Below are 20,517 nucleotides of genomic sequence, written 5' to 3'. Positions count from 1 at the left end.
GGTTCCAGTCACAGGAAGGTCAAGGGCAGAGATCATGATTCAGGCACAATCTCTTGTTTCGAGGGCCGTACGGTTCTTAGTCTTGGGTCAGTTTTTCCAGCAGCAGCGAATTATAAAGCGCGGGCGGGGATGTCCGAACAGCTTCGGGAGATGCGAAAAATCCCAGCATAAGAAAGGCAATCGACAGAGCGAAACCAAACAGGACTATGAAGGCTCGGTGCAGCGTTAACGTTATCATGGTGTCAGTCCTTGAATCACAAGTTGGGGAATGCTTGGCACTGGGGTTTATTTCTTATTTTCCAGTTCCCGTTTCAGCCGGTCATTTTCCGCCTGAAGTTGGGCCAGCTGCTGGCCCAATTCGTTCAGGTGGGGGCGCAGCTCGGCCTCGGTGAATCGTGGGGTAATGTGACTTGGGCAATTCCAGTCCAGACCTTCGACCTTGATAATGACGGCGCGCTCGGCCGGGGTCTGGGTGCCTTCAGGGGAGAGGCTGGCAGCCGCCGCAGCGCCTTCGGCAATTTTGACACGCCCAAGTATTTTCAGGCGTCGCTGGTTGGCATAATCCATCAGGATCAGCGCAACCCGGTCATTGCCATCCAAATTCCCGCGCGAGATATACTGTTTGTTGCCCGAAAGATCAGCATACCCGATGGTCTGCGCATCAAGTACTCGTAAAAACCCCGCGGGTCCGCCACGATACTGCACATATGGCCAGCCGGTCTCGGACACGGTTGATTGGTAGAACCCGTCGCGGGCCTCGATGAACACTTTTTCGGCGGCTCTGATTTCGTGACCCTGCACAGGGCCGCTTTCCAGGAATTTCGCATAGGTTTTCGCCGATCCCATCCTTTCTTGATGGGTGAGAACAGCAGACGTGAAGGTTAGTTTGGAAAAAGCACGTGGCATAATAGGTCCTTTCTACAGGCCCAGATCAGACAGGCCGGGATGGTCGTCAGGGCGTGGACCAAGAGGCCAAAGGAAAACCCGATCCTGTTGCCTGATCGGAAGGTCGTTCAGCGAGGCATGACGTTTGGCCATCCGACCATCCCTATCGAATTCCCAGTTCTCGTTACCATATGAGCGGAACCACTGGCCGCTGTCGTTCCGCCATTCATAGGCATAGCGCACGGCAATACGGTTTTCCGAATAGGCCCAGAGTTCTTTGATCAGCCGGTACTCCTGCTCATTTCTCCACTTGCGGGTCAAAAGCGCGTGAATTTCAGCATGGCCCGCGACAAACTCAGCCCGATTCCGCCATTGGCTGTCCTCGGTGTAGGCGGGCGTCACGATATCCGGATCGCGGCTGTTCCAAGCATTTTCAGCCATGCGGACCTTTTGTGTAGCGGTCTCAGCAGTGAATGGCGGCAGAGGGGGGCGGTTCATGTCATGATCCTTCAGGTTAGCGATGCAGCGAGCAGCGCAAGGGTCAACAGAAATGGGATGTACTGGCGGTTGAAGGGGCTGGTACGGCGTTTCATGACGGCTCCATAGTTAACTGATCGGTACATCGTGTCGTTAAGGTGTACTGATCGGTACCTCTTTGCAAGGGGCGCCTGTAAAATATCTAAAATTTTTCTCTATCCAGGTGGAAAATAAAGAGAATTTCCTGAACATTGGTGGCCCTTGCGGATTATGGAGGGTACAATTATGTACAGATCGGTACGTATAGGAGGCGAATCATGCGCCCAAACAAAAGGGATGAGCTGGTCCGCAAGGCCCTGAAGGTCTTTTATCGTGACGGTTTTCATGCGACCGGCATGGACAAGCTGGTGGCTGAGACGGGTGTGTCGAAGACTTCGATGTACAAACATTTCCGCACCAAGGAAGATCTGATTCTGGCGGCTTTGCGTCTGCGGGACGAGAATTTCCGCAACTGGTTCATGCGTCGTGTCGAGGAATTGGCCCACACCCCTGCGGACCAGTTGATTTCAAGCTTTGATGCACTGGGCGAGTGGTTCGCCGAAGACGGGTTTCGCGGCTGCATGTTCATCAAGGCTGGCGCCGAGTTCCAGGAGAAAGAGCACCCGATCCACGTGCAGGCGGCGGAGCACAAGCGGTTGTTGTTGGAATATTTCACGGATCTGGCCCGCAAAGCCGGTGCCTTCGACCCTGAAAGCCTGGGATGTCAGATTCTTCTGCTGAAAGAAGGGGCAATCGTGACGGCGGTTCTGTTGAAAAGCTGTGATCCCGCGCAAGATGCCAAAGCTGCAGCGCGGGTCTTGCTGGAAAACGCGTTGGCCGCACCGATCCCGTGACCCGGCGAAATCTTCCAAAAGACGTTGCGTAGCGTTTCATCCAACGCATTGGATTACTTGGCGGTCCAAATTACGCTGGCAGCAAGTTGATCTTGGAGGATGCGCAATGTCTCTTATTACCCCTACATCCAGCTGGGTGTCCGAAGAGCACCAGATGTTTGCCGAAATGGCGAACCGTTTCATGCAGGACGAACTGGTGCCCAATATCGAGCGCTGGACCGAAAACGGGGTTGTTGATCGTGCGTTCTGGCGCAAGGCCGGTGACATGGGACTGATGGCTGGCGCGATCACCGAAGAACACGGCGGTGTCGGTGGTGGCATGGGATTTGATGCTCTGACCATGTACGCCCAGACCTCGCACGGAGATTCCGGTTGGGGCTATGCGATCCAGTCGATTGTCATCCACTATATCACCGCTTATGGCAACGAAGATCAAAAGTTGAATTGGCTGCCGAAACTCGCCTCGGGCGAGATGGTCGGCGCGCTGGCCATGACAGAGCCCGGAACCGGTTCGGATGTGCAGTCGATTCGCACAACTGCGGAAAAGAACGGTAACTCCTACTGTCTGAACGGGTCCAAGATCTTTATCACCAATGGGCAATCTGCGGACTTGATCCTTGTGGCTGCAAAGACCGACAAGTCCCAAGGGTCGAAGGGGGTATCGTTGGTCGCGGTCGAAACGCAGGGCGCAGATGGGTTCCGCAAGGGGCGGAACCTCAAGAAACTGGGCATGAAGTCCAATGACACGGCCGAGCTGTTCTTTGAGGACGTCAAGGTCCCGATGACAAACCTGATTGGTGCGGAAGAGGGGCAGGGTTTTTACCAGATGATGCGGCAACTTCCCTGGGAACGCCTGACGATTGCAATCGGTGCCCTGGGTGCGATTGATTTCGCGATTGCCGAAACAGTGAAATACACGCAGGAGCGCAAAGCCTTCGGTCAGCGCGTGATGGATTTCCAGAATACCCGCTTCAAGCTTGCCGAGTGTAAAACCAAGGCCGAAGTGCTGCGCAGTTTTGTCAACGACTGTATTGCCAGGCTTGAGGCTGGAACTTTGGATGCATCGACCGCGTCGATGGCCAAATACTGGGGGTCTGAGGTGCAGAATGAGATCATGCACGAATGTCTGCAGCTGTTTGGTGGCTATGGGTTCATGATGGAATATCCGATTGCTCGGCTTTACGCGGATGCGCGGGTTCAGATGATCTATGGTGGGACAAATGAGATCATGAAGGAACTCATTGCTCGGTCGTTGGACACATAATCCTGTTCGGAACGCTCCCTCCCCGCAGTTTTCTAGGGTGGTCGGAATGGCCCGGTCACGAGATTTGGTCGACTTGGCCTTGCAGCCAAGAACAGAACGACTTCAGCGGCTCGGATGCCACCCGGGATTGCGGCCAGACCAGAAAGAAATCGCCCAGACTGACGCCTGGGCCTTTCCAGGCGGGAACGAGTCGCCCGGTTTTCAAGTCGTCTTCGACCAGATAGCTGGGCAGCAGCGCCACCCCAAGCCCATGAATTGTGGCTTGTCCCATAGTCGAGAATTGGTCGAACAACATGCCGCCAAGCCCTGATGCCACAAGCCCTTGTGCGGCAAACCATTGCTCCCAGGCGTCAGGGCGCGTTTCCAGGTGCAGCAGTGGGGCATTCATTAGCCAGTCAATCTGTTCCGGGTTTTTTGGCAGAATTTCCGGGGCGCAAACCGGTACAACGTTTTCACGCATAATCGGCAGGTAGTTGACGCCGTGCCAATCTCGACGTCCGAAATGAATCGCGGCGTCGAAATGTTCCGTTTCGAAATCGAAGGGGCGAAGCCGGGTGTTTAGATTGACGGTCACCTCGGGATGTCGGCGGGCAAAGTCCTGAAGACGCGGCGCCAGCCAATGCATCCCAAACGCCGGCAGGATCGACAGGTTCAGCGATCCTCCGGTCGGATTGGCTCTGAGTTTTAGGGAGGCCTGCGCCAGTTGGTGCAAGCTTTTGCGCGCGACCTGAACGTATTCTTTTGCCGCCGGGGTAAGCTGCAGCCGCATCTGGGTTCGCTGGATCAGTTCGATGCCCAGCTGTTCCTCCATCGACTTGAGCTGTCGGCTGATGGCGCTTTGGGTCAGCGAAAGCTCTTCCGCTGCCGCCGAAGCACTGCCAAGGCGGTCAACGGCCTCGAGTGCCAGCAGAGAGGGGATAGACGGCAGAAAACGACGGGGGGCGATCATATGATAATTCCTCATACCTTTCGGATGGAATATCACTGGCTTTTGGGGCCCGCCAGCCCGATACCAAATGAATATTTTGGTCAAGAGAGACGTTGGCAGTGTCCAGGCAAATCGCAGCAGATAGTATTAGGCGTGCAGACAGGCTGCGCGGGATTGAGTTGTCAGAGATTGTTCAGATCTCTGAGCGGGCTGCGGGCCTTAAGGCACAGGGTGTCGATGTGGTCGCGCTCAGCACCGGTGAGCCTGATTTTCCGACCCCTGAACATGTGGTCGAAGCGGCCCATCAAGCGGCGCTGGCCGGGCAAACACGGTATCCTGCGACGGCAGGGGCGCCGGACGTTCGGGCGGCTATCGCCGTCGGGGCCAGTGTCCAGCCGGAAAACGTGATCGTCTCGACCGGTGCTAAACAGGTTTTGTCCGGGGCGCTGATGGCCACGCTCGATCCCGGGGATGAAGTTATTACCGCGGCGCCGTTCTGGACCAGCTATGCGGATATTGTCAGGCTGTCCGGCGGTATTCCGGTTGTCCTGGACTGTCCGGTTTCTCAGGGGTTCAAGCTGACCCCAGCACAGCTTGAGGCCGCAATTACGCCGCGCACTCGCTGGCTTTTGCTGAACACGCCCTCAAACCCGACCGGCGCGGTCTATACTGAATCGGAAATGCAGGCCCTGGGTCGCGTTTTGGACAGGCATCCCAGTGTTTGGGTGATCTCGGATGAGATTTACCAACACCTGACCTATGTTCCCTTCACGCCATTTGTTCAGGCCGTGCCGCATCTGGCGGATAGAGTGCTGACCGTAAATGGAGTTTCCAAGGCCTATTCGATGACCGGGTGGCGGATCGGTTGGGGAATCGGGCCATCACCCTTGATCAAGGCGATGACCGCTGTTCAGGGGCAGATTACATCAGGCGCATGTTCCATCGCACAGGCGGCAGCATTGGCTGCGATTACCGGGCCGCAAACGCTATTGGGCGAACGCCTGCAGGCGATGCGGGCGCGCCGTGATCTTGTGGTTACTGGGTTGAATGCCGCGGGTCTGGAGTGTGCCGTTCCGGATGGCGCGTTCTATGTCTTTCCCAAAACACCGGCTGAAATGCCGGTCGATCACGAATTCTGCCGGTATCTGCTGGACGAAGTCGGGGTGGCACTGGTGCCGGGGCGTGCCTTTGGTTTGCCGGGCCATCTGCGGCTTTCTTTTGCTTACGCCACCGAAAGCCTGCAAGAAGGGTTGCGGCGCATTTCTGTTGCGACCGCCAGATTGAAGTAGAGGGGCCGCCATGGATCGCGCTCAGATCGTTCATGAGAATTTCCTGACACGTGTGACGCAGCACCACCTGCCTGACGGCGCCGCACCGCGACCGGGATTAAGCAACGCCGATGCGGTGTCGCTGTACCGGTCTCAGGTTCTCAGCCGGGCACTGGACCGTACCAGCCGCGCAATGCAGAAGGCGGGGCAGGGGTTCTATACCATCGGCTCGTCCGGGCATGAGGGCATGGCGGCTGTCGCCCACGCGCTGCGGCCCACGGACATCGCGTTTCTGCACTACCGGGATGCCGCCTTTCAGATCGCACGTTCCGAACAAGTGCCGGGCCAGCAAATCGCCTGGGATATGTTGCTGAGTTTCGCCTGCTCGAAAGAGGACCCGATCTCGGGTGGTCGACATAAGGTGCTGGGCTCAAAGGCGCTGATGATCCCGCCGCAGACCTCGACCATCGCCAGTCATCTGCCCAAAGCTGTGGGTGCGGCCTATTCGCTTGGCGCGGCACGGCGGCACCCGCCCGAACATCGCGAACTGCCTGCCGACGGGATCGCCATGTGTTCCTTCGGGGATGCATCGGCCAATCATTCCACGGCGCAGGGGGCGATCAATACGGCGGGGTGGACCAGCGTACAGTCGACCCCTTTGCCCCTGTTGTTCGTCTGTGAGGATAATGGGATCGGTATCTCGGTCAGAACGCCAAAGGGATGGATTCAAGCGTCGATGCAGCACCGGCCGGGGATCAAATATTTCCAGGCCAACGGTTTGGATATTTTCGAAACCTATGCGGTTGCGAAAGAGGCGGCGGAATACGTGCGCACTCGGCGCAAACCGGCTTTTCTGCATCTAAGAACCGTTCGGCTTTATGGCCATGCGGGGGCGGACGTCCCGACGACCTATATGGCGAAATCCGAAGTCGAAGCTGATGAGGCAAATGATCCGCTGCTGCATTCGGTGCGGCTGTTGGATCAGGCCGGGGCGCTATCGTCGGATCAGGCGCTGAAGATATATCAGGATACTTGCGCTCGCACCGACAGGATCGCGGCAGAGGCCGTGACCCGCTCGCATCTGACCACCGCGTCCGAAGTCATGGCCAGTCTGATCCCGCCAAAACGCACCTGCAAACCCACCAATGGTCCGGGGGCCGAGGCCCGTGCAGCCGCTTTTGGCGGCGACATGCGCGCGATGGACGATCCCCAGCCGATGAGTCGTCTGATCAACTGGGCGCTGACTGATCTGATGCTGGAACACGCCGAGATCGTGTGCATGGGCGAAGATGTGGGACGCAAGGGTGGCGTCTATGGCGTGACCCAAAAGCTGCAACAGCGGTTCGGCCCGGATCGGGTGATCGACACGCTGTTGGACGAACAGTCCATTCTGGGACTGGCCATCGGTATGGGGCATAACGGCTTTGTCCCGATCCCTGAAATTCAGTTTCTTGCCTATTTGCACAATGCCGAGGACCAGATCCGGGGTGAGGCCGCGACCTTGCCCTTTTTCTCGAACGGGCAATTTACCAATCCGATGGTCCTGCGGATCGCCGGGCTGGGATATCAGAAGGGTTTCGGGGGGCATTTCCACAACGACAACTCTCTGGCCGTTCTGCGCGATATTCCGGGTGTGATCATTGCCTGCCCCTCGACCGGTTCGGACGCGGTGCAGATGCTTCGAGAATGCGTAAGGCTGGCCCGCGAAGAGCAGCGCGTCGTGGTATTCCTGGAACCCATTGCGCTTTATCCGATGCGCGACCTCCATCAGGCACAAGATGCCGGATGGATGACGACCTATCCTTCGCCGGATCGCAGCATCCGCCTGGGCGAGGTCGGGGTACAGGGGGACGGCACCGATCTGGCGATTGTGACCTATGGCAACGGCCACTACCTGTCGCAGCAAGCCTTGCCCGAACTTGAGGCCGCAGGGATCCGAACCCGGATTATCGACATGCGATGGTTGGCTCCATTACCTGCAGAAGCGTTGCGCGAGGCCACCAAAACCTGTGCGCATATTCTGGTCGTTGACGAATGCCGCCGGACCGGAAGCCAGTCAGAGGCGCTGACAACTTTCTTCGTCGAAGAAAGCCCCGACACACCAATCGCCCGCGTAGTGGCAGAAGACAGCTTTATCGCGACCGGGCCTGCATATGCTGCGCCATTGCCGTCAAAGGATAATATTGTCGCCGCCGCGCTCAATCTGACTGGAAACCGCTCATGACCCGCACTGCCGTCGTGATCTGCCCGGGTCGGGGCACCTATAACGAGGCCGAGCTGGGGTATTTGCACCGTCATCACGCAAACCGGATGCAGATGATTGGCGGGTTTGACGCCATCCGCGCCAATGCGGGGCAAGCGGCAGTCACGGCGCTGGACGGTGCCGATCGGTTCACGGTCAGTAAGTACTCGCGCGGTGATGTGGCCTCACCCCTGATTTATGCGGCCTCTTTGGCCGATGCTCAGGCGCTTGCTGATGACATTGAGGTGGTCGCCGTCACCGGCAACTCGATGGGCTGGTACATCGCCTTGGCCGCCGGAGGCGCGGTGTCGCCCGAGGATGGCTTTCGTGTGGTGAATACAATGGGGACGCTGATGCAGGACCACCTAATTGGTGGGCAGCTCGTATACCCATTCACAGACAATAGCTGGGCGGATGACCCACAGCGTAAGGCTGAATTGCTGGCCGATGTGGCGCGGATCAACGCGCAGGACGGTCAGGTTCTGGCATTGTCGATTGATCTGGGTGGAATGCTGGTTCTGGCGGGCAACGAAGAGGGCTTGCGAGCGTTCGAGGCATCGTGGCCGAGTGTGCAAGACAGGTTCCCCATGAGGTTGGCAAATCACGCCGCATTTCACACCCACCTTCAAGCTCCGGTGGCTGCGGAAGGGCGCACGCAACTTGGTGCGGAGCTGTTCAAACAGCCTGACCGGCCTCTGATCGACGGGCGTGGCAAAATCTGGTGGCCGGGTGCGACGGACACGCAGGCACTGTGGGATTACACCCTGGGGCATCAGGTGACCGCGGCCTATGACTTCACCCACGCAATCCAGACCGCCGCGCGCGAATTCGCGCCTGACCTGTTCATCGTGACAGGCCCCGGAGCGACTTTGGGCGGTGCCGTTGCGCAATCGCTGGTTCTGGCCGGGTGGCAGGGGATGTGCGATCGGGCAGCGTTTCAGTCGCAGCAAGAGGCGCGGCCTTTCCTGATCGCGATGGGGCGTGAGGATCAAAGGGCTCTTGCGACGACCTGATCCCGCGTCCTAATGGTTTTTGACACCGCAAGGAGTCCGCATTGAGCGACTACGATCAATCCCTTTGGCTACACACCTGCCGCGAGCATGTGGAGAGCGCCCCGCTGACCAGCGATTTGTCTGTGGACCTTGCGGTGATCGGCGGCGGTTATACTGGCTGTTCCGCGGCTTTGACGGCCGCACGGGCCGGAGCCTCGGTCTGTGTCTTGGAGGCACAGGAGATCGGGCATGGGGGATCCGGGCGCAATGTGGGGCTGGTTAATGCCGGACTCTGGGTGCGCCCTGCTGACATTTGCGCCCATCTGGGGGATGCGGACGGAACGCGTCTGATCGAAATCCTTGCGGCGGCCCCAAGTGAAGTATTCAGCGTGATCCAGACACATGGGATCGAGTGCGAGCCGATGCGCAAGGGCACGTTGCATTGTGCGCATTCTGGCTCTGGTCTTGCTGATTTGAAAATACGCCATGCACAGTTGCGTCAGGCAGGCGCTCCGGTCGAGTTGCTGTCGTCGGACAAGACGTACCAGCGCACGGGCAGCGCCACCTTTCGTGGAGCTCTGTTCGACCCGCGCGCCGGAACGATCCAGCCGATGGCATATGTGCGTGGTCTGGTCCGTGCGGCTGCCGCAACCGGGGCACGCGTTCACACGCACAGCCCAGTGATGACGATGCGCCATGTCGATGGCCAGTGGCTGTTGGAAACCCCGCAGGCCACGGTGCGCGCCAAATCAGTGATCCAGGCCACCAACGCGTATCATCGGAACCTGCCCGATACGGCACCGGCCTATGTTCCTGTCTCGTATTTTCAATTCACTACTGCGCCGTTGTCCGACAATCTGCGCGCGAGTATTCTTCCCGGAGCCGAAGGATGTTGGGATACCGGCCTGATCATGACCTCTTTCCGAATGGATCACGACGGGCGCTTTATCCTCGGCGCAATGGGCAATCTAGAACATGCGGGCAGCGCCGCTCATACCGGATGGATCAAGCGCAAACTGTCAGAGCTTTATCCTCAGCTTGCGGATCAACCCTTGCAGCAGGGATGGCACGGCCGCATTGCGATGACCTCGGACCACATTCCCAAGATCACCCGGATCGGACCGGATGCGGTTTCGATCCATGGCTATTCAGGCCGGGGTATCGGGCCGGGCACGGTGTTTGGCCGTATGGCGGCTGAGAGCCTTTTGGCAGGGGATCCGGCGTTGCTGCCAGTTCCCGCTGTGGCGGAACATACTGAACGCTGGACCCGCCTGCGTCACGCCTACTTTGAAACCGGTGCTGCACTGACCCATTTGATCAAGGCGCGCTGATGTCAGCTGCTATGGCTTCGATCCTTCTGCGCAGCCAACGATGCGCTGGGTCATTGGCCGACCTTTGGTGCCAGACCATGTAAAGCGGAACCGGGGTGCATTCGAAGGGCAAATGCGCACAGTCCAACCCGGCCAGAGGACCTTGTCTCATCAAGGCGGTATCGGTCGAGATCAACGAGCTGCCCCGCACAAAGGCTGGTATCGCGTTGAAATGGGGCAGGGTAACAATCGGCGCTCTGATCTGGCTTTGATCAACACCCCGCATGACGGCACGGGCATTGCGGCCATCGGCAAAGCGCACCTCGATATGGTCGCTGTCGCAATAGGTCTGCCAGCTGTCTGGCGGGGTGCAATGGGCGGCGTCGAAGAACATCATCAGCGGGCTTTCGAACAGCCGTTTCTGGTAGATGTCCGGCCCATCGGGCGGTAGCGGGGTGACCATCAACTGACACCGGTCGCTGCGCAACAGGTCCGGGTCGGGAACTCCGGATGGGATGAACTCCAACCGTAGCCGTGCACCCTCGGCGCGTGTGTCGCGCAACAGCCTTGGGAATATCACTTCGCGTGGCATGTCATTTGTGGCGATGCGAATGTCAATCTGTTCGGATAACGGGTCAAAGGGGCGACCGTCGGTCAAGGCACGCATCCCGTCCAGCACCGTTTGAATAGGGTCCTTCAGGGACAAGGCACGTTCGGTCGGGGTCAGGCCCTGACCTGAACGTACAAACAACGGATCGCCCAGCACCTGCCGCAGTTTGGACAGCGTGTGGCTGATTGCCGATTGCGTGACCCCCAGCCGATCGGCTGCTTTCGAGACCGAGCTTTCCTCGAGTATTGTCAGAAAGACCCGCAGGACTTTGCCGTCCAAATCAGTGAAATCATTTTTATTCATATTATTTATGATTAAGTATGAATGGTATTGCTGTCTACCGGGCATTAAGGGTCAGACGGGCAAGGGGAGGCACGCTATGGGAATCCGTTTCTTTTCAGACCGGAACAGGCCAGTTCATAAGGGCGGCTACCCGCTAGAGCGGTTGGCGCGGCAAGACACAATGCCGGACCTGTCACAGGTGCCGCCTATGGGCGATCTTAGTTTTCGCCGCCCCGATCAGCCCCACAGCATCGTCAATGCGATGGGTGAGTTTCAGGCGATGATGGATGCGATCCGCGACGGGTTGGTGAACCCGGCAATGGGCGATATCCCGTCAGATCCGAATGCGCGCGCCAACCATCTGAAGGCCTTTGGCTATTTCAATGATGCGTCGATGATCGGATGCGGGCCACTGCCAACCGAAGCGCTGCTGCCGCAGCCGCGCCGTAACCCCGATATCGACCGGCTGTCCGATGCCTTGCGGACACGGCAGACCAAGACGCTGGCATCGGGCATTGATGTCATCATGGCGGATTTGAAGGACAGTATCGAGGCTGCGCCCAAGCCAATCGACAGCCACCGCCATGCAATCGTGTTTCTCTACGAGCACAACCGCGACCCGGACCCTTCTGAACCGGGCGCCGATTGGATCACGGATGCGCAGGACCACCGCGCCTGTTTGTTGGCGACCGAAAATGCGGTGGTTATTGCCAACTACATCCGCCTGCTTGGCTTTGATGCGCGGGCGCATTCGGCGATGTCGTCGGATGTTGATCTGGGCAAATTGGCGGTCGCCGCAGGATTGGCCTCGGTCGAAGGTGGACAGCTTGTCGCCCCCTGGCTTGGGACCCGGTTCGGGCTGGCCGTGGTGACGACCGAGTTGGAGATCGCTCATGACCGCCCGCTGTGCCCGATGGCTCAGCAACCGTGGTTTCGCACACAAGGACCGGCATGGTGGTTGGGGGCGGGTTTTGCCAAGAATGCGTTGAACCGAGACTCCTATGCCAAACGGCGCTATGTCGACGGCGCGCATCCCTTCGAAAAGCTTAAGCGTGTCGAAACGCCGACAACTTATATTGACGAGGAAAACGTTGCACGCGTCCCCAAACGGGCTGACATGTTTGCCCGGGCGCAATTCGGCGACATGGGTAAGACTCTGCAGGACGCCGCCAAGGGTGGGCATTATGTGCGCAAGGCGGCCCCCAGTTTCGCGCAACGGCGCGCGCTGGGCGCGTTTGTTCTACTGCAGGATGGCGACAGTGCCCAGACCACGCCACCGACAGATGCCGCCCGGAACGCCGCCAATATCAAGGCCGCGACCTATTTTCTGGGTGCGGATGCCGTCGGTCTCAGCCGGTGCCCCGATTGGGCGTGGTATTCACATGATGCTGCCGGAGAAGAGATCACGCCGCCGCATGATCAAGCCATCAGCATGATCATTGATCAGGGTTACGAGACCATGGAAGGGTCCAGTGGCGACGACTGGATTGCAGTGGCCCAATCCATGCGCGCCTATCTGCGGTTCTCGCTTTTGGGTGGGGTCGTTGCACAGCAGATCCGCAACCTTGGGTATAAGGCAAAGGCCCATACGGTGATGGATGGCGAGGTGCTGCAGCCTCCGCTTTTGCTGTTGTCGGGACTGGGAGAGGTCAGCCGGATTGGCGAGGTCATCCTGAACCCCTATTTGGGCCCGCGTCTGAAATCCGGTGCGGTCACAACAGATATGCCTCTGGCTCATGACAAGCCGATAGATTTCGGACTGCAGAGTTTTTGTGAAAGCTGCAACAAATGCGCGCGAGAATGCCCCTCGGGGGCGATCACCGCCGGGCCAAAACTGATGTTCAATGGCTATGAAATCTGGAAATCCGACAGCCAGAAATGCGCCACTTATCGGGTGACAACATCGGGTGGTGCGATGTGCGGGCGGTGCATGAAAACCTGCCCATGGAATCTGGAAGGCATCTTCAAGGAACGTCCCTTCCGTTGGGCCGCGATGAACTTCCCCCAAGCCGCGCCAGCGCTGGCGAAACTGGACGATGCGGTGGGCAATGGTGGCTTGAACGACACCAAGAAATGGTGGTGGGATATCGAATTGCAGCCCGACGGCGCGTATCGCCCGACCCAGCATCCGCTGAACCGGCGCAACCTGCAGACGGACCTTGCCCTGAAATATGAGGATCAGACGCTGGCGGTCTATCCCGCCTATCTGGCCCCGCATCCTTGGCCCTATCCTTTTGCCATGGACCGCGAAGCCGGGATTGCAGCTTATGAAGCGATGGTCACGGCAGAGGAGTACAAGGCAGGCAAGGCCGCCGGGGACATGTCTGTTGTTCACAACTATTCGATCGCAGGTGATGCCCCTGTCATGCGGGTCGAGCTGAGCATGGTCGACCGGATGACAGATGATGTGACCAAATATGAGTTCGCGACGCTGGATGGCGCGCCGCTGCCTCAGTGGACCGCAGGCGCCCATCTGGACGTGCTGGTCGCGCCAGAGTTCCTGCGGCAATATTCAATGTCCGGCAATCCGGCGAACGCAGCGACCTATCAGATCGGTGTCTTGCGCGAGGATGAGGGGCGGGGCGGCTCGGCCCTGTTGCATCGGATTTTTACCGAAGGGCGCAAGGTTTTCATCTCGAAGCCGATCAACCATTTCGAACTGGATGAGACCGCCACCAGGACATTCCTGATGGGCGGCGGGATCGGCATCACGCCGATGATCGCCTTTGCCCACCGCCTGCACAGTCTGGGCAAACCCTTTGCGCTGCATTACTCGGCCAGTACCCGCGCTGGGGCGGGGTATCTGGACGATCTGGCTGCAATGCCCTGGGCCGATCACGTGCACTATCATTTCTCGGACGAAGGCACGCGCGCTGATTTACAGTCAATCCTGTCGGGATATCAGGTAGGTTGGCATGTCTATACCTGCGGCCCGGATCGGTACATGGAAGGCGTGATACAGGCAGCGGAACAGCAAGGCTTCCCCGATGAGGCGCGGCATCTGGAGTATTTCTCGGTCCCCGAGCAGCCCGAATATGAGAACCATTCTTTCACGCTGAAACTGGCCAGATCGGGGCGAGAGCTGCAGGTTCCCGCCGACAAACACGCGGCGCAGGTGCTGAACGAAGCCGGAATTCAGGTCGACGTGAAATGTTCGGACGGAATTTGCGGCGTCTGTAAATGCGGTGTGATTTCGGGTGAAATCGAGCACAGGGATTTCGTGCTGTCGAACAAGCAGCGCGAAGGCGCAATCATCCTGTGCCAGAGCCGTGCTGCGGACCCGAACGGGGTGGTCGAGATCGACCTCTGATCCGAGGTCTGGAAACGACATTTCGGGATCGAAAAATAGGTCGTTCTTGCCATGGACGCCAGTGTGTTGCTGCACTAACGTCCCTGCGAACCCCAGTGGATCCTGACCAACAGGCGCGAGGTAAAATCATGGATTATCACAGCCCTGCCAGCTTTGCCGAGGCGTCGGCTCTGGCAGAAAATGCAAAAGGCGTTACACGGTTTCTTGCCGGTGGCACCGATGTTCTGGTGCAGTTGCGCTCGGAATTGGTGACGCCTGATACATTGATAGACATCAAGAAAATCAATGGCGTAAGCGATATCACCCGCAATGCTGACGGCAGCTGGACGCTGGGCGTGGCGGCGACGGGTGCGGAAATGAGCGAACATCCTGGGTTGGGCCTTGACTGGCCCGGCGTGGTCGAAGCGATGGATTTGATCGGATCGACTCAGGTGCAGGGGCGGGCGACGCTGACTGGCAACCTGTGCAATGGCTCGCCTGCGGCGGATTCGGTGCCAGCCATGGTGGCAGCGGGCGTGACCGTGACAGTCACCGGACCAAGTGGCACCCGTGAGGTTGCCGTCGAAGATATTCCGACCGGCCCGGGCAGAACGTCCTTGGCCAAGGGTGAACTGATCTCGGCGGTCAATATTCCTGCACGCGGCGAAAACGGAGGTGATGCCTATCTGCGGTTCATCCCAAGGACCGAGATGGATATTGCGGTGGTTGGCGTTGGTGTGAATCTCCGTCTGGACGGGGATACCATCACCGAGGCCCGCGTGTCTCTGGGTGCCGTGGCTCCGACTGTTCTGCTTGTCGAAGACTGCGCCAAGGCGATCATGGGCAGCACCCTTGACGATGCTGCATTGGACGCGCTTGCCGCTGCCGCATCTACTGCCTGTAACCCGATCGACGACAAGCGCGGCACAATCGCATTCCGTACCGAAGTGGCCGGGGTTCTGGCCAAACGCGCCGCGAAAATCGCCTATGCCCGCGCCAAGGGAGAGCAAGCATGAGCAAGTTCCACGTATCCACCACCGTCAATGGTGACACGGTCGAATACCTGTGTGACCCACGCGAGACCCTGCTGGACTGTCTGCGCGACAAGCTGAACCTGACCGGTGCGAAAGAAGGCTGCGGCACCGGCGATTGCGGTGCCTGCTCCGTAACTGTCGATGGCCGTTTGGTTTGTTCCTGCCTGATGCTTGGGATCGAAGCAGAGGGTAAACAGATCGAGACCGTCGAAGGTCTTGCAGACGGGGACGTTCTGCATCCGCTGCAGAAGAAGATGATTGAATATGCCGCTCTTCAATGCGGTATCTGTACCCCCGGTATTCTGGTCGCGGCCAAATCGTTGCTGGAAAAGAACCTGAACCCGACCGAGGAAGAGACACGGTATTGGTTGGCCGGTAACCTGTGTCGCTGTACCGGGTATGACAAGATCATTCGCGCCGTGATGGATACAGCGGCAGACCTGCGGGAGGCTTCGTAATGGCACTCGACGATCGCAAATCTGAATTCACTTTCGTTGGTACCCGACCGAACCGCCCTGACGGGCTGGACAAGGTCACGGGGCGCGCGAAATTTGGCGCTGACGCCACCGCGCCGGGCATGTTGCACGGGGCTATTCTGCGCTCGCCCCATGCCCATGCGCGGATCGTAAAGATCGATACCTCCAAGGCCCAAGCGCATAAAGACTTCAAAGCCGTTGTGACCCGTGACGATTTCGCTGAGGTGCCGTTTAAGCCCGGTCTTGAAGGTGAGTTCTGGAACGTGCTGGAAAACGTTATGGCAGGCGAGAAGGCCCTGTATGACGGCCACGCGGTGGCAGCTATTGCGGCAACTTCGGCGCTGTCGGCGCGTGACGCACTCAAACTGATTGAGGTCGAATATGAGGTGCTGCCCCATGTGACCGATGTCGACAAAGCGATGGCTCCGGACGCTCCGGTTATACGCGAGGGGGCGGCGGATTATTCCGTGCCCGAAGGGATGCACCCGAACGTCGTGCGCTATCACGAAAGCGGGCATGGCAATGTCGAAGCCGGTTTTGCCGAGGCGGATCTGGTCGTTGAAGACAGCTTCGTCACCGAGGCAACCCATCAGGGCTATATCGAACCTCATGCCTGTTTGGCGACGCTGGGAAATGACGGCAAGGGTGAGCTGTGGTGCACCACCCAAGGGCACTGGATCGCGCAGAAAACCTGTGCGGCTTTGCTGGGGATCGAAACATCGCAACTGCGGGTGACGGCGTCCGAGATTGGCGGCGGCTTTGGTGGCAAGACAACCGTATTCATCGAGCCGGTCGCGCTGGCGCTGAGCCGCAAGGCCAACCGCCCGGTCAAGCTGGTGATGACCCGATCCGAGGTATTCCGGGCCACCGGTCCGACGGCCTCCGCGTCGATGGATATCAAGATCGGGATGAAGAAAGACGGCACGATCACCGCAGCGCAAGGCGTGTTCCGCCTGCAGGGTGGGGCCTTCCCCGGCGCGCCGGGTGATATGACGGCCATGTGTGCCTTTGCTCCTTATAACCTGACTAACGTCAAGCAGGTGGGCTATGACGTCATGGCCAACCGCCCGAAACAAGCGGCCTACCGGGCGCCCGGTGCACCGATGGGAGCCTTTGCTGTTGAGTCGGTGATTGACGAGCTGTGCAAGAAACTGGGTCTGGACCCCGTGGACGTGCGTCTGAAAAACGCCGCCTACGAAGGTACGAAGGCCAGCTATGGCCCGCGCTACGAACGCATCGGTCTGGTCGAAACGCTTGAGGCCGCCAAGGCGCATCCGCACTATTCTGCGCCACTGAAACCAGGGCAGGGGCGTGGGATATCCTGTGGATTCTGGTTCAACCACGGCGGCGAGACATCGGTGTCGCTTGCCCTGTCCGAGGACGGCTCGGCCCAGCTGATGGTCGGCACGCCCGATATCGGCGGCTCGCGCGCGTCGATGGCGCTGATGGCAGCCGAGGTTCTGGGCATTCCCTACGAGAATATCCGCGTCACCATCGCGGACACGGCGACGCTGGGATACAATGACGTTAGCCACGGATCGCGCGTGACCTATGCCTCGGGTCTGGCCACGATCAAGGCGGCCCGGCACGCGGTCGAAAAGCTCAGCGAACGGGCGGCGGCCAAGTGGGGCATCCCGGTGGATGCGGTGAAATGGGAAAACGGCTGCGCGGTGCCCTCGGGCCCCAATGCAGGTGATTTCGACCCGATGCCGCTGGCTGATATCACCGCTGATATGGGCGCGACCGGCGGTCCGATCTCGGGCCATTTCGAAGCGACGCCCGAGGGCGCAGGCGTGTCCTTCGGCACCCATATCGTCGATGCCGAGGTCGACCCGGAAACCGGCAAGACCAGCATCACTCGCTATACGGTCATCCAGGACGCCGGTAAGGCCATCCACCCGACCTATGTCGAAGGCCAATATCAGGGCGGCGCGGCGCAAGGTATCGGCTGGGCGTTGAACGAGGAATATGTCTATGGCGAGGATGGTCGTCTGCAGAACTCGATCTTCCTCGACTATCGCATCCCGGTCGCCAGCGACCTGCCGATGATCGACACGGTGATCGTCGAAGTGCCCAATCCCGGCCACCCGTTTGGTGTGCGCGGCGTGGGCGAGACCGGCATCGTGCCGCCGCTGGCAGCCATCGCCAACGCAGTTTCGAACGCGGCGGGTGTGCGGATGAAACAACTTCCAATGTCACCGCCGCGCATTCTGGCGGCGCTCAAGGACAATGGTTGAGGTTCACCTGTGGTCCGGCCTCCGGTCTTTGACCGGGGGTCAGCAGGTGGTCGAGGTCGAGGCTAAAACCACCGGCGAGTTGTTGCAGGCGCTCGCGCGGGTACATCCGCAGCTTCAGGCGCCGATAGATGCCGGTGTATCCATCTCAATCAATGGGCGCGTGATCGCCAGCGGGTTGACCGAACCGATCCCCGAAGGCAGCGAAGTGTATCTGATGCAAAGGCTGCGCGGCGGTTAGCCCTTGGGTAACCAGGGTTCGCGCCCGACCATCCTGTCTGCTTCGGCAGTGATGTCGTTCATATGCGCCTCAAGGCTTAACCGCAGGGTCTCGAGTTCTTCTTCACTGGTCTTGCGGGGAACGTTTTCGGTCCATTCCCGGCACAGAAACACGCCTTTGTTGCGCCAGGGGCGCGGCATCAGCAGGCGATCCCAGGTTCCGGCCTCGCTGCCGTGGCGGGCGGAATAGGTGATACCGAAGACCCGCTTGCCCGAGGTGCGTGCCCAAACCAGAGGCACGGTCGACAGCACCCGTTCCGGACCGCGCGGGCCGTCAGCGGCGATACCGATGGAAATGCCCCGCTTGATCTTGCCGATCACTTCGCGTGACACCGCGATGTTGTTGGCGTTTTTGCTGGTCATGGCGATGGTGTCCATGCCGAACAGTTTCTGCACCCGACCAACCATGCTGCCAGCGCGCGCCGAGGATGTGATCGAGCAGATACGCCCCTTATCCAACGGAAAGAAATAGGGCGATTGTGCCAGTCGCTGATGCCAAAGGACAACGATGACCGGCTCGCCCTGATCGGCCAGTTGGTCCAGCTCTTCATAGCCGATGCGTTGCCATTGGGTGTTGCGGTTGACCATCCGAATATAGCTCGCGATGCGGCGGGCGGTCCAATTCAGGACGGCCTCGCTATCGGCGATTTTCTTGCGGATACTCACGAATGGTGACCCTCATATTGATCAAACCGTGTCTTATAGAACTCAACGCTATACGCAACTTGTTTGTCGTGCGCATAACTGAGGAGGAATCTGAAAAAGCCTCTTGAGTCCGCCGCGCGGCTGGCATATTTGAGGCGCACCTTAGGGGTATAGCTCAGTTGGTAGAGCGACGGTCTCCAAAACCGTAGGTCGCGGGTTCGAACCCTGCTGCCCCTGCCATTCTCTCCATTTCCAGAAGTTTGTGCCGCTTGGGCGGAATGGGACTCGCGTGACCCTTTGCGCAGCCTAGCTGTTACAACTTGGACCAGCAGAGCATTCGACCGATGCGATAAACCGCGTTCTGGTTGCTCAACAAATCACGGTCTAACCCAAAATCGGTGATATGCCACCGGCAAAAGCGGCCAAGATTGGGGCCGTCAGGGCGAAGCCGGCGCCGATGATGTCACCTGTGCCTTCTGTCAGCTTATGCGACGATCTCCAGTCATCAATGTCGAATGCCTGGTCTTTGCCGCCCTGATTTCGTGCAGCCAAAGCGAGGTTAGAAATTCTTCCGTCCAGAAGGACTGCCACGGGAAGAAAGTAGCTGAGCATTAGCAAGCAAAAATATGTGCCGGTGAACAAGGCCGATGCGTTGAGCAATGCGCTATAGGCGGCCCTTTCTGATTCAGCGATCATGGGCAAGGGCCAGTACATCCAGCTTGCGGCAAAGAACATGCCGAAGGTCAGCACCAGACTGGACAGGTAGAGCTGCTGCCGCATCTGCCGCAGGTTTTGCGCCAGCTCAGCTGCGGTTGCTTCGATGTCCTGAGATTCATGCCGTCCAAGACACAATATCATTCCGACAATCAGCGACCCGATCGCAAGGCCGGCCATTGCATTTACCAGGTCCAGAATACGGTTGAACAGTGAAAGAACAGGGGCCTGCCCGCATTTCCCAAACATCCAGCTATCTTCCGAACCGGAACATGCCGGTAAGGTGCCTTGCGACAATGCTGTTTCAAAAACGGCTTTGCCGATCTGGTGGTAAATCTGCGGGCTTTGGTCGGTCATATGCTTTTGAATGGTTGGCACGAGAGCCAGAAACACGATGGCGACTACAATCGCGATTGCCGCGATCCGGGTGCTTTTTTCGATCGGGCGTGACAGGGTCCGGAACAAGACTGCCACGGGCAACAAGGCCAGCGATAAAAAGAACCAGGACGCGGCAAGAAATCGAAATCGACCAACGGCTTCCCGCCAAGAGCTACCGCTCAACACAAAGTTCACTGGGACGTCCAGTTCATTGGCGATCATTTGGTTCTGGATCAGTTTATGGATTGCGAAAACACATACCGGCAGCAGGGCGATGGCAAAATAGCGCGGTTTTACTCGGCTTTTTGACACGTGAT

The 20,517-nt window shown here is 58.8% G+C and carries 18 protein-coding genes and 1 tRNA gene; 12 read left to right on the top strand and 7 right to left on the bottom strand.

Features of this window, described 5'->3' with window-relative positions:
• Positions 1–76: 76 nt before the first annotated feature.
• Genes AC2FH9_RS10360 through AC2FH9_RS10350 form a run of 3 tightly spaced genes read right to left on the bottom strand, consistent with a single transcriptional unit; the run spans position 77 to position 1,383 of the window.
• On the bottom strand, positions 77–238 hold the full coding sequence (locus AC2FH9_RS10360; RefSeq protein WP_496696238.1) for a hypothetical protein: 162 nt from the start codon (positions 236–238) through the stop codon (positions 77–79).
• Between the two features lie 47 nt (positions 239–285).
• Positions 286–906, bottom strand: coding sequence for a pyridoxamine 5'-phosphate oxidase family protein (locus tag AC2FH9_RS10355; RefSeq protein WP_496696236.1), 621 nt, complete (start codon positions 904–906; stop codon positions 286–288).
• Between the two features lie 12 nt (positions 907–918).
• Positions 919–1,383 (bottom strand): nuclear transport factor 2 family protein, encoded by a 465-nt coding sequence (locus AC2FH9_RS10350; protein ID WP_496696235.1) that lies wholly within the window; start codon positions 1,381–1,383, stop codon positions 919–921.
• A gap of 296 nt (positions 1,384–1,679) precedes the next feature.
• Between AC2FH9_RS10350 and AC2FH9_RS10345 the strand changes: the two genes are divergently transcribed.
• Complete coding sequence (locus AC2FH9_RS10345; protein ID WP_496696234.1) at positions 1,680–2,255, top strand: TetR/AcrR family transcriptional regulator; 576 nt, start codon at positions 1,680–1,682, stop codon at positions 2,253–2,255.
• Positions 2,256–2,361: 106 nt separating this feature from the next.
• Positions 2,362–3,519, top strand: a complete 1,158-nt coding sequence (locus AC2FH9_RS10340; RefSeq protein ID WP_496750082.1) for an acyl-CoA dehydrogenase family protein — start codon at positions 2,362–2,364, stop codon at positions 3,517–3,519.
• Positions 3,520–3,574: 55 nt separating this feature from the next.
• Here the strand turns inward: AC2FH9_RS10340 and AC2FH9_RS10335 are convergent, their stop codons facing one another.
• Entirely contained in the window at positions 3,575–4,468 is an 894-nt protein-coding gene (locus AC2FH9_RS10335; RefSeq protein WP_142635780.1) for a LysR substrate-binding domain-containing protein, read from the bottom strand.
• A gap of 158 nt (positions 4,469–4,626) precedes the next feature.
• Between AC2FH9_RS10335 and AC2FH9_RS10330 the strand changes: the two genes are divergently transcribed.
• From AC2FH9_RS10330 to AC2FH9_RS10315, 4 genes are read left to right on the top strand one after another with little or no spacing between them, the layout of a single operon-like run.
• The gene (locus AC2FH9_RS10330; protein ID WP_496871444.1) at positions 4,627–5,736 is read left to right on the top strand and encodes a pyridoxal phosphate-dependent aminotransferase; all 1,110 of its coding nucleotides are present in this window, start codon (positions 4,627–4,629) and stop codon (positions 5,734–5,736) included.
• A 10-nt stretch (positions 5,737–5,746) separates the two neighbouring features.
• A complete protein-coding gene (locus AC2FH9_RS10325; RefSeq protein WP_496871442.1) occupies positions 5,747–7,939 on the top strand; it encodes a dehydrogenase E1 component subunit alpha/beta in 2,193 nt (730 codons plus the stop codon).
• On the top strand, positions 7,936–8,970 hold the full coding sequence (locus AC2FH9_RS10320) for an ACP S-malonyltransferase (protein ID WP_496871441.1): 1,035 nt from the start codon (positions 7,936–7,938) through the stop codon (positions 8,968–8,970). Before AC2FH9_RS10325 ends, AC2FH9_RS10320 begins: the two co-directional genes overlap by 4 nt.
• Positions 8,971–9,011: 41 nt before the next feature.
• Positions 9,012–10,280 (top strand): NAD(P)/FAD-dependent oxidoreductase, encoded by a 1,269-nt coding sequence (locus AC2FH9_RS10315; protein WP_496871439.1) that lies wholly within the window; start codon positions 9,012–9,014, stop codon positions 10,278–10,280.
• Here AC2FH9_RS10315 and AC2FH9_RS10310 read toward each other — a convergent pair.
• On the bottom strand, positions 10,267–11,172 hold the full coding sequence (locus AC2FH9_RS10310) for a LysR family transcriptional regulator (protein WP_496691702.1): 906 nt from the start codon (positions 11,170–11,172) through the stop codon (positions 10,267–10,269). The two genes, AC2FH9_RS10315 and AC2FH9_RS10310, sit on opposite strands and share 14 nt — an antisense overlap.
• A 76-nt stretch (positions 11,173–11,248) precedes the next feature.
• Here AC2FH9_RS10310 and AC2FH9_RS10305 point away from each other — a divergent pair, with 76 nt between their 5' ends.
• From AC2FH9_RS10305 to AC2FH9_RS10285, 5 genes are all read left to right on the top strand, one after another.
• The gene (locus AC2FH9_RS10305; protein WP_496871438.1) at positions 11,249–14,461 is read left to right on the top strand and encodes a reductive dehalogenase; all 3,213 of its coding nucleotides are present in this window, start codon (positions 11,249–11,251) and stop codon (positions 14,459–14,461) included.
• Positions 14,462–14,589: 128 nt separating this feature from the next.
• Positions 14,590–15,456 (top strand): FAD binding domain-containing protein, encoded by an 867-nt coding sequence (locus AC2FH9_RS10300; RefSeq protein ID WP_496786060.1) that lies wholly within the window; start codon positions 14,590–14,592, stop codon positions 15,454–15,456.
• Positions 15,453–15,932 carry a (2Fe-2S)-binding protein gene (locus tag AC2FH9_RS10295; RefSeq protein ID WP_496786062.1) on the top strand — a complete coding sequence of 160 codons (480 nt, stop codon included), beginning with the start codon at positions 15,453–15,455 and terminating at the stop codon, positions 15,930–15,932. The genes AC2FH9_RS10300 and AC2FH9_RS10295 overlap by 4 nt, the downstream gene beginning before the upstream one ends.
• Positions 15,932–18,187, top strand: a complete 2,256-nt coding sequence (locus tag AC2FH9_RS10290) for a xanthine dehydrogenase family protein molybdopterin-binding subunit (protein WP_496871435.1) — start codon at positions 15,932–15,934, stop codon at positions 18,185–18,187. The genes AC2FH9_RS10295 and AC2FH9_RS10290 overlap by 1 nt, the downstream gene beginning before the upstream one ends.
• Positions 18,180–18,425, top strand: a complete 246-nt coding sequence (locus AC2FH9_RS10285; RefSeq protein ID WP_281972450.1) for a MoaD/ThiS family protein — start codon at positions 18,180–18,182, stop codon at positions 18,423–18,425. Before AC2FH9_RS10290 ends, AC2FH9_RS10285 begins: the two co-directional genes overlap by 8 nt.
• Here AC2FH9_RS10285 and AC2FH9_RS10280 read toward each other — a convergent pair.
• Entirely contained in the window at positions 18,422–19,129 is a 708-nt protein-coding gene (locus AC2FH9_RS10280) for a lysophospholipid acyltransferase family protein (protein WP_496696211.1), read from the bottom strand. The genes AC2FH9_RS10285 and AC2FH9_RS10280 overlap by 4 nt on opposite strands.
• A gap of 143 nt (positions 19,130–19,272) precedes the next feature.
• Here AC2FH9_RS10280 and AC2FH9_RS10275 point away from each other — a divergent pair.
• Positions 19,273–19,348 (top strand) — tRNA-Trp (locus AC2FH9_RS10275).
• 144 nt (positions 19,349–19,492) lie between these two features.
• On the opposite strand, the gene AC2FH9_RS10270 is transcribed toward AC2FH9_RS10275, so the two are convergent.
• On the bottom strand, positions 19,493–20,512 hold the full coding sequence (locus tag AC2FH9_RS10270) for a hypothetical protein (RefSeq protein WP_496750087.1): 1,020 nt from the start codon (positions 20,510–20,512) through the stop codon (positions 19,493–19,495).
• Positions 20,513–20,517: the final 5 nt, after the last annotated feature.

It is taken from the genome of Ruegeria sp. CDSC081 (genome assembly GCF_059610485.1).
This window is presented reverse-complemented; position numbering and strand designations above follow the sequence as displayed.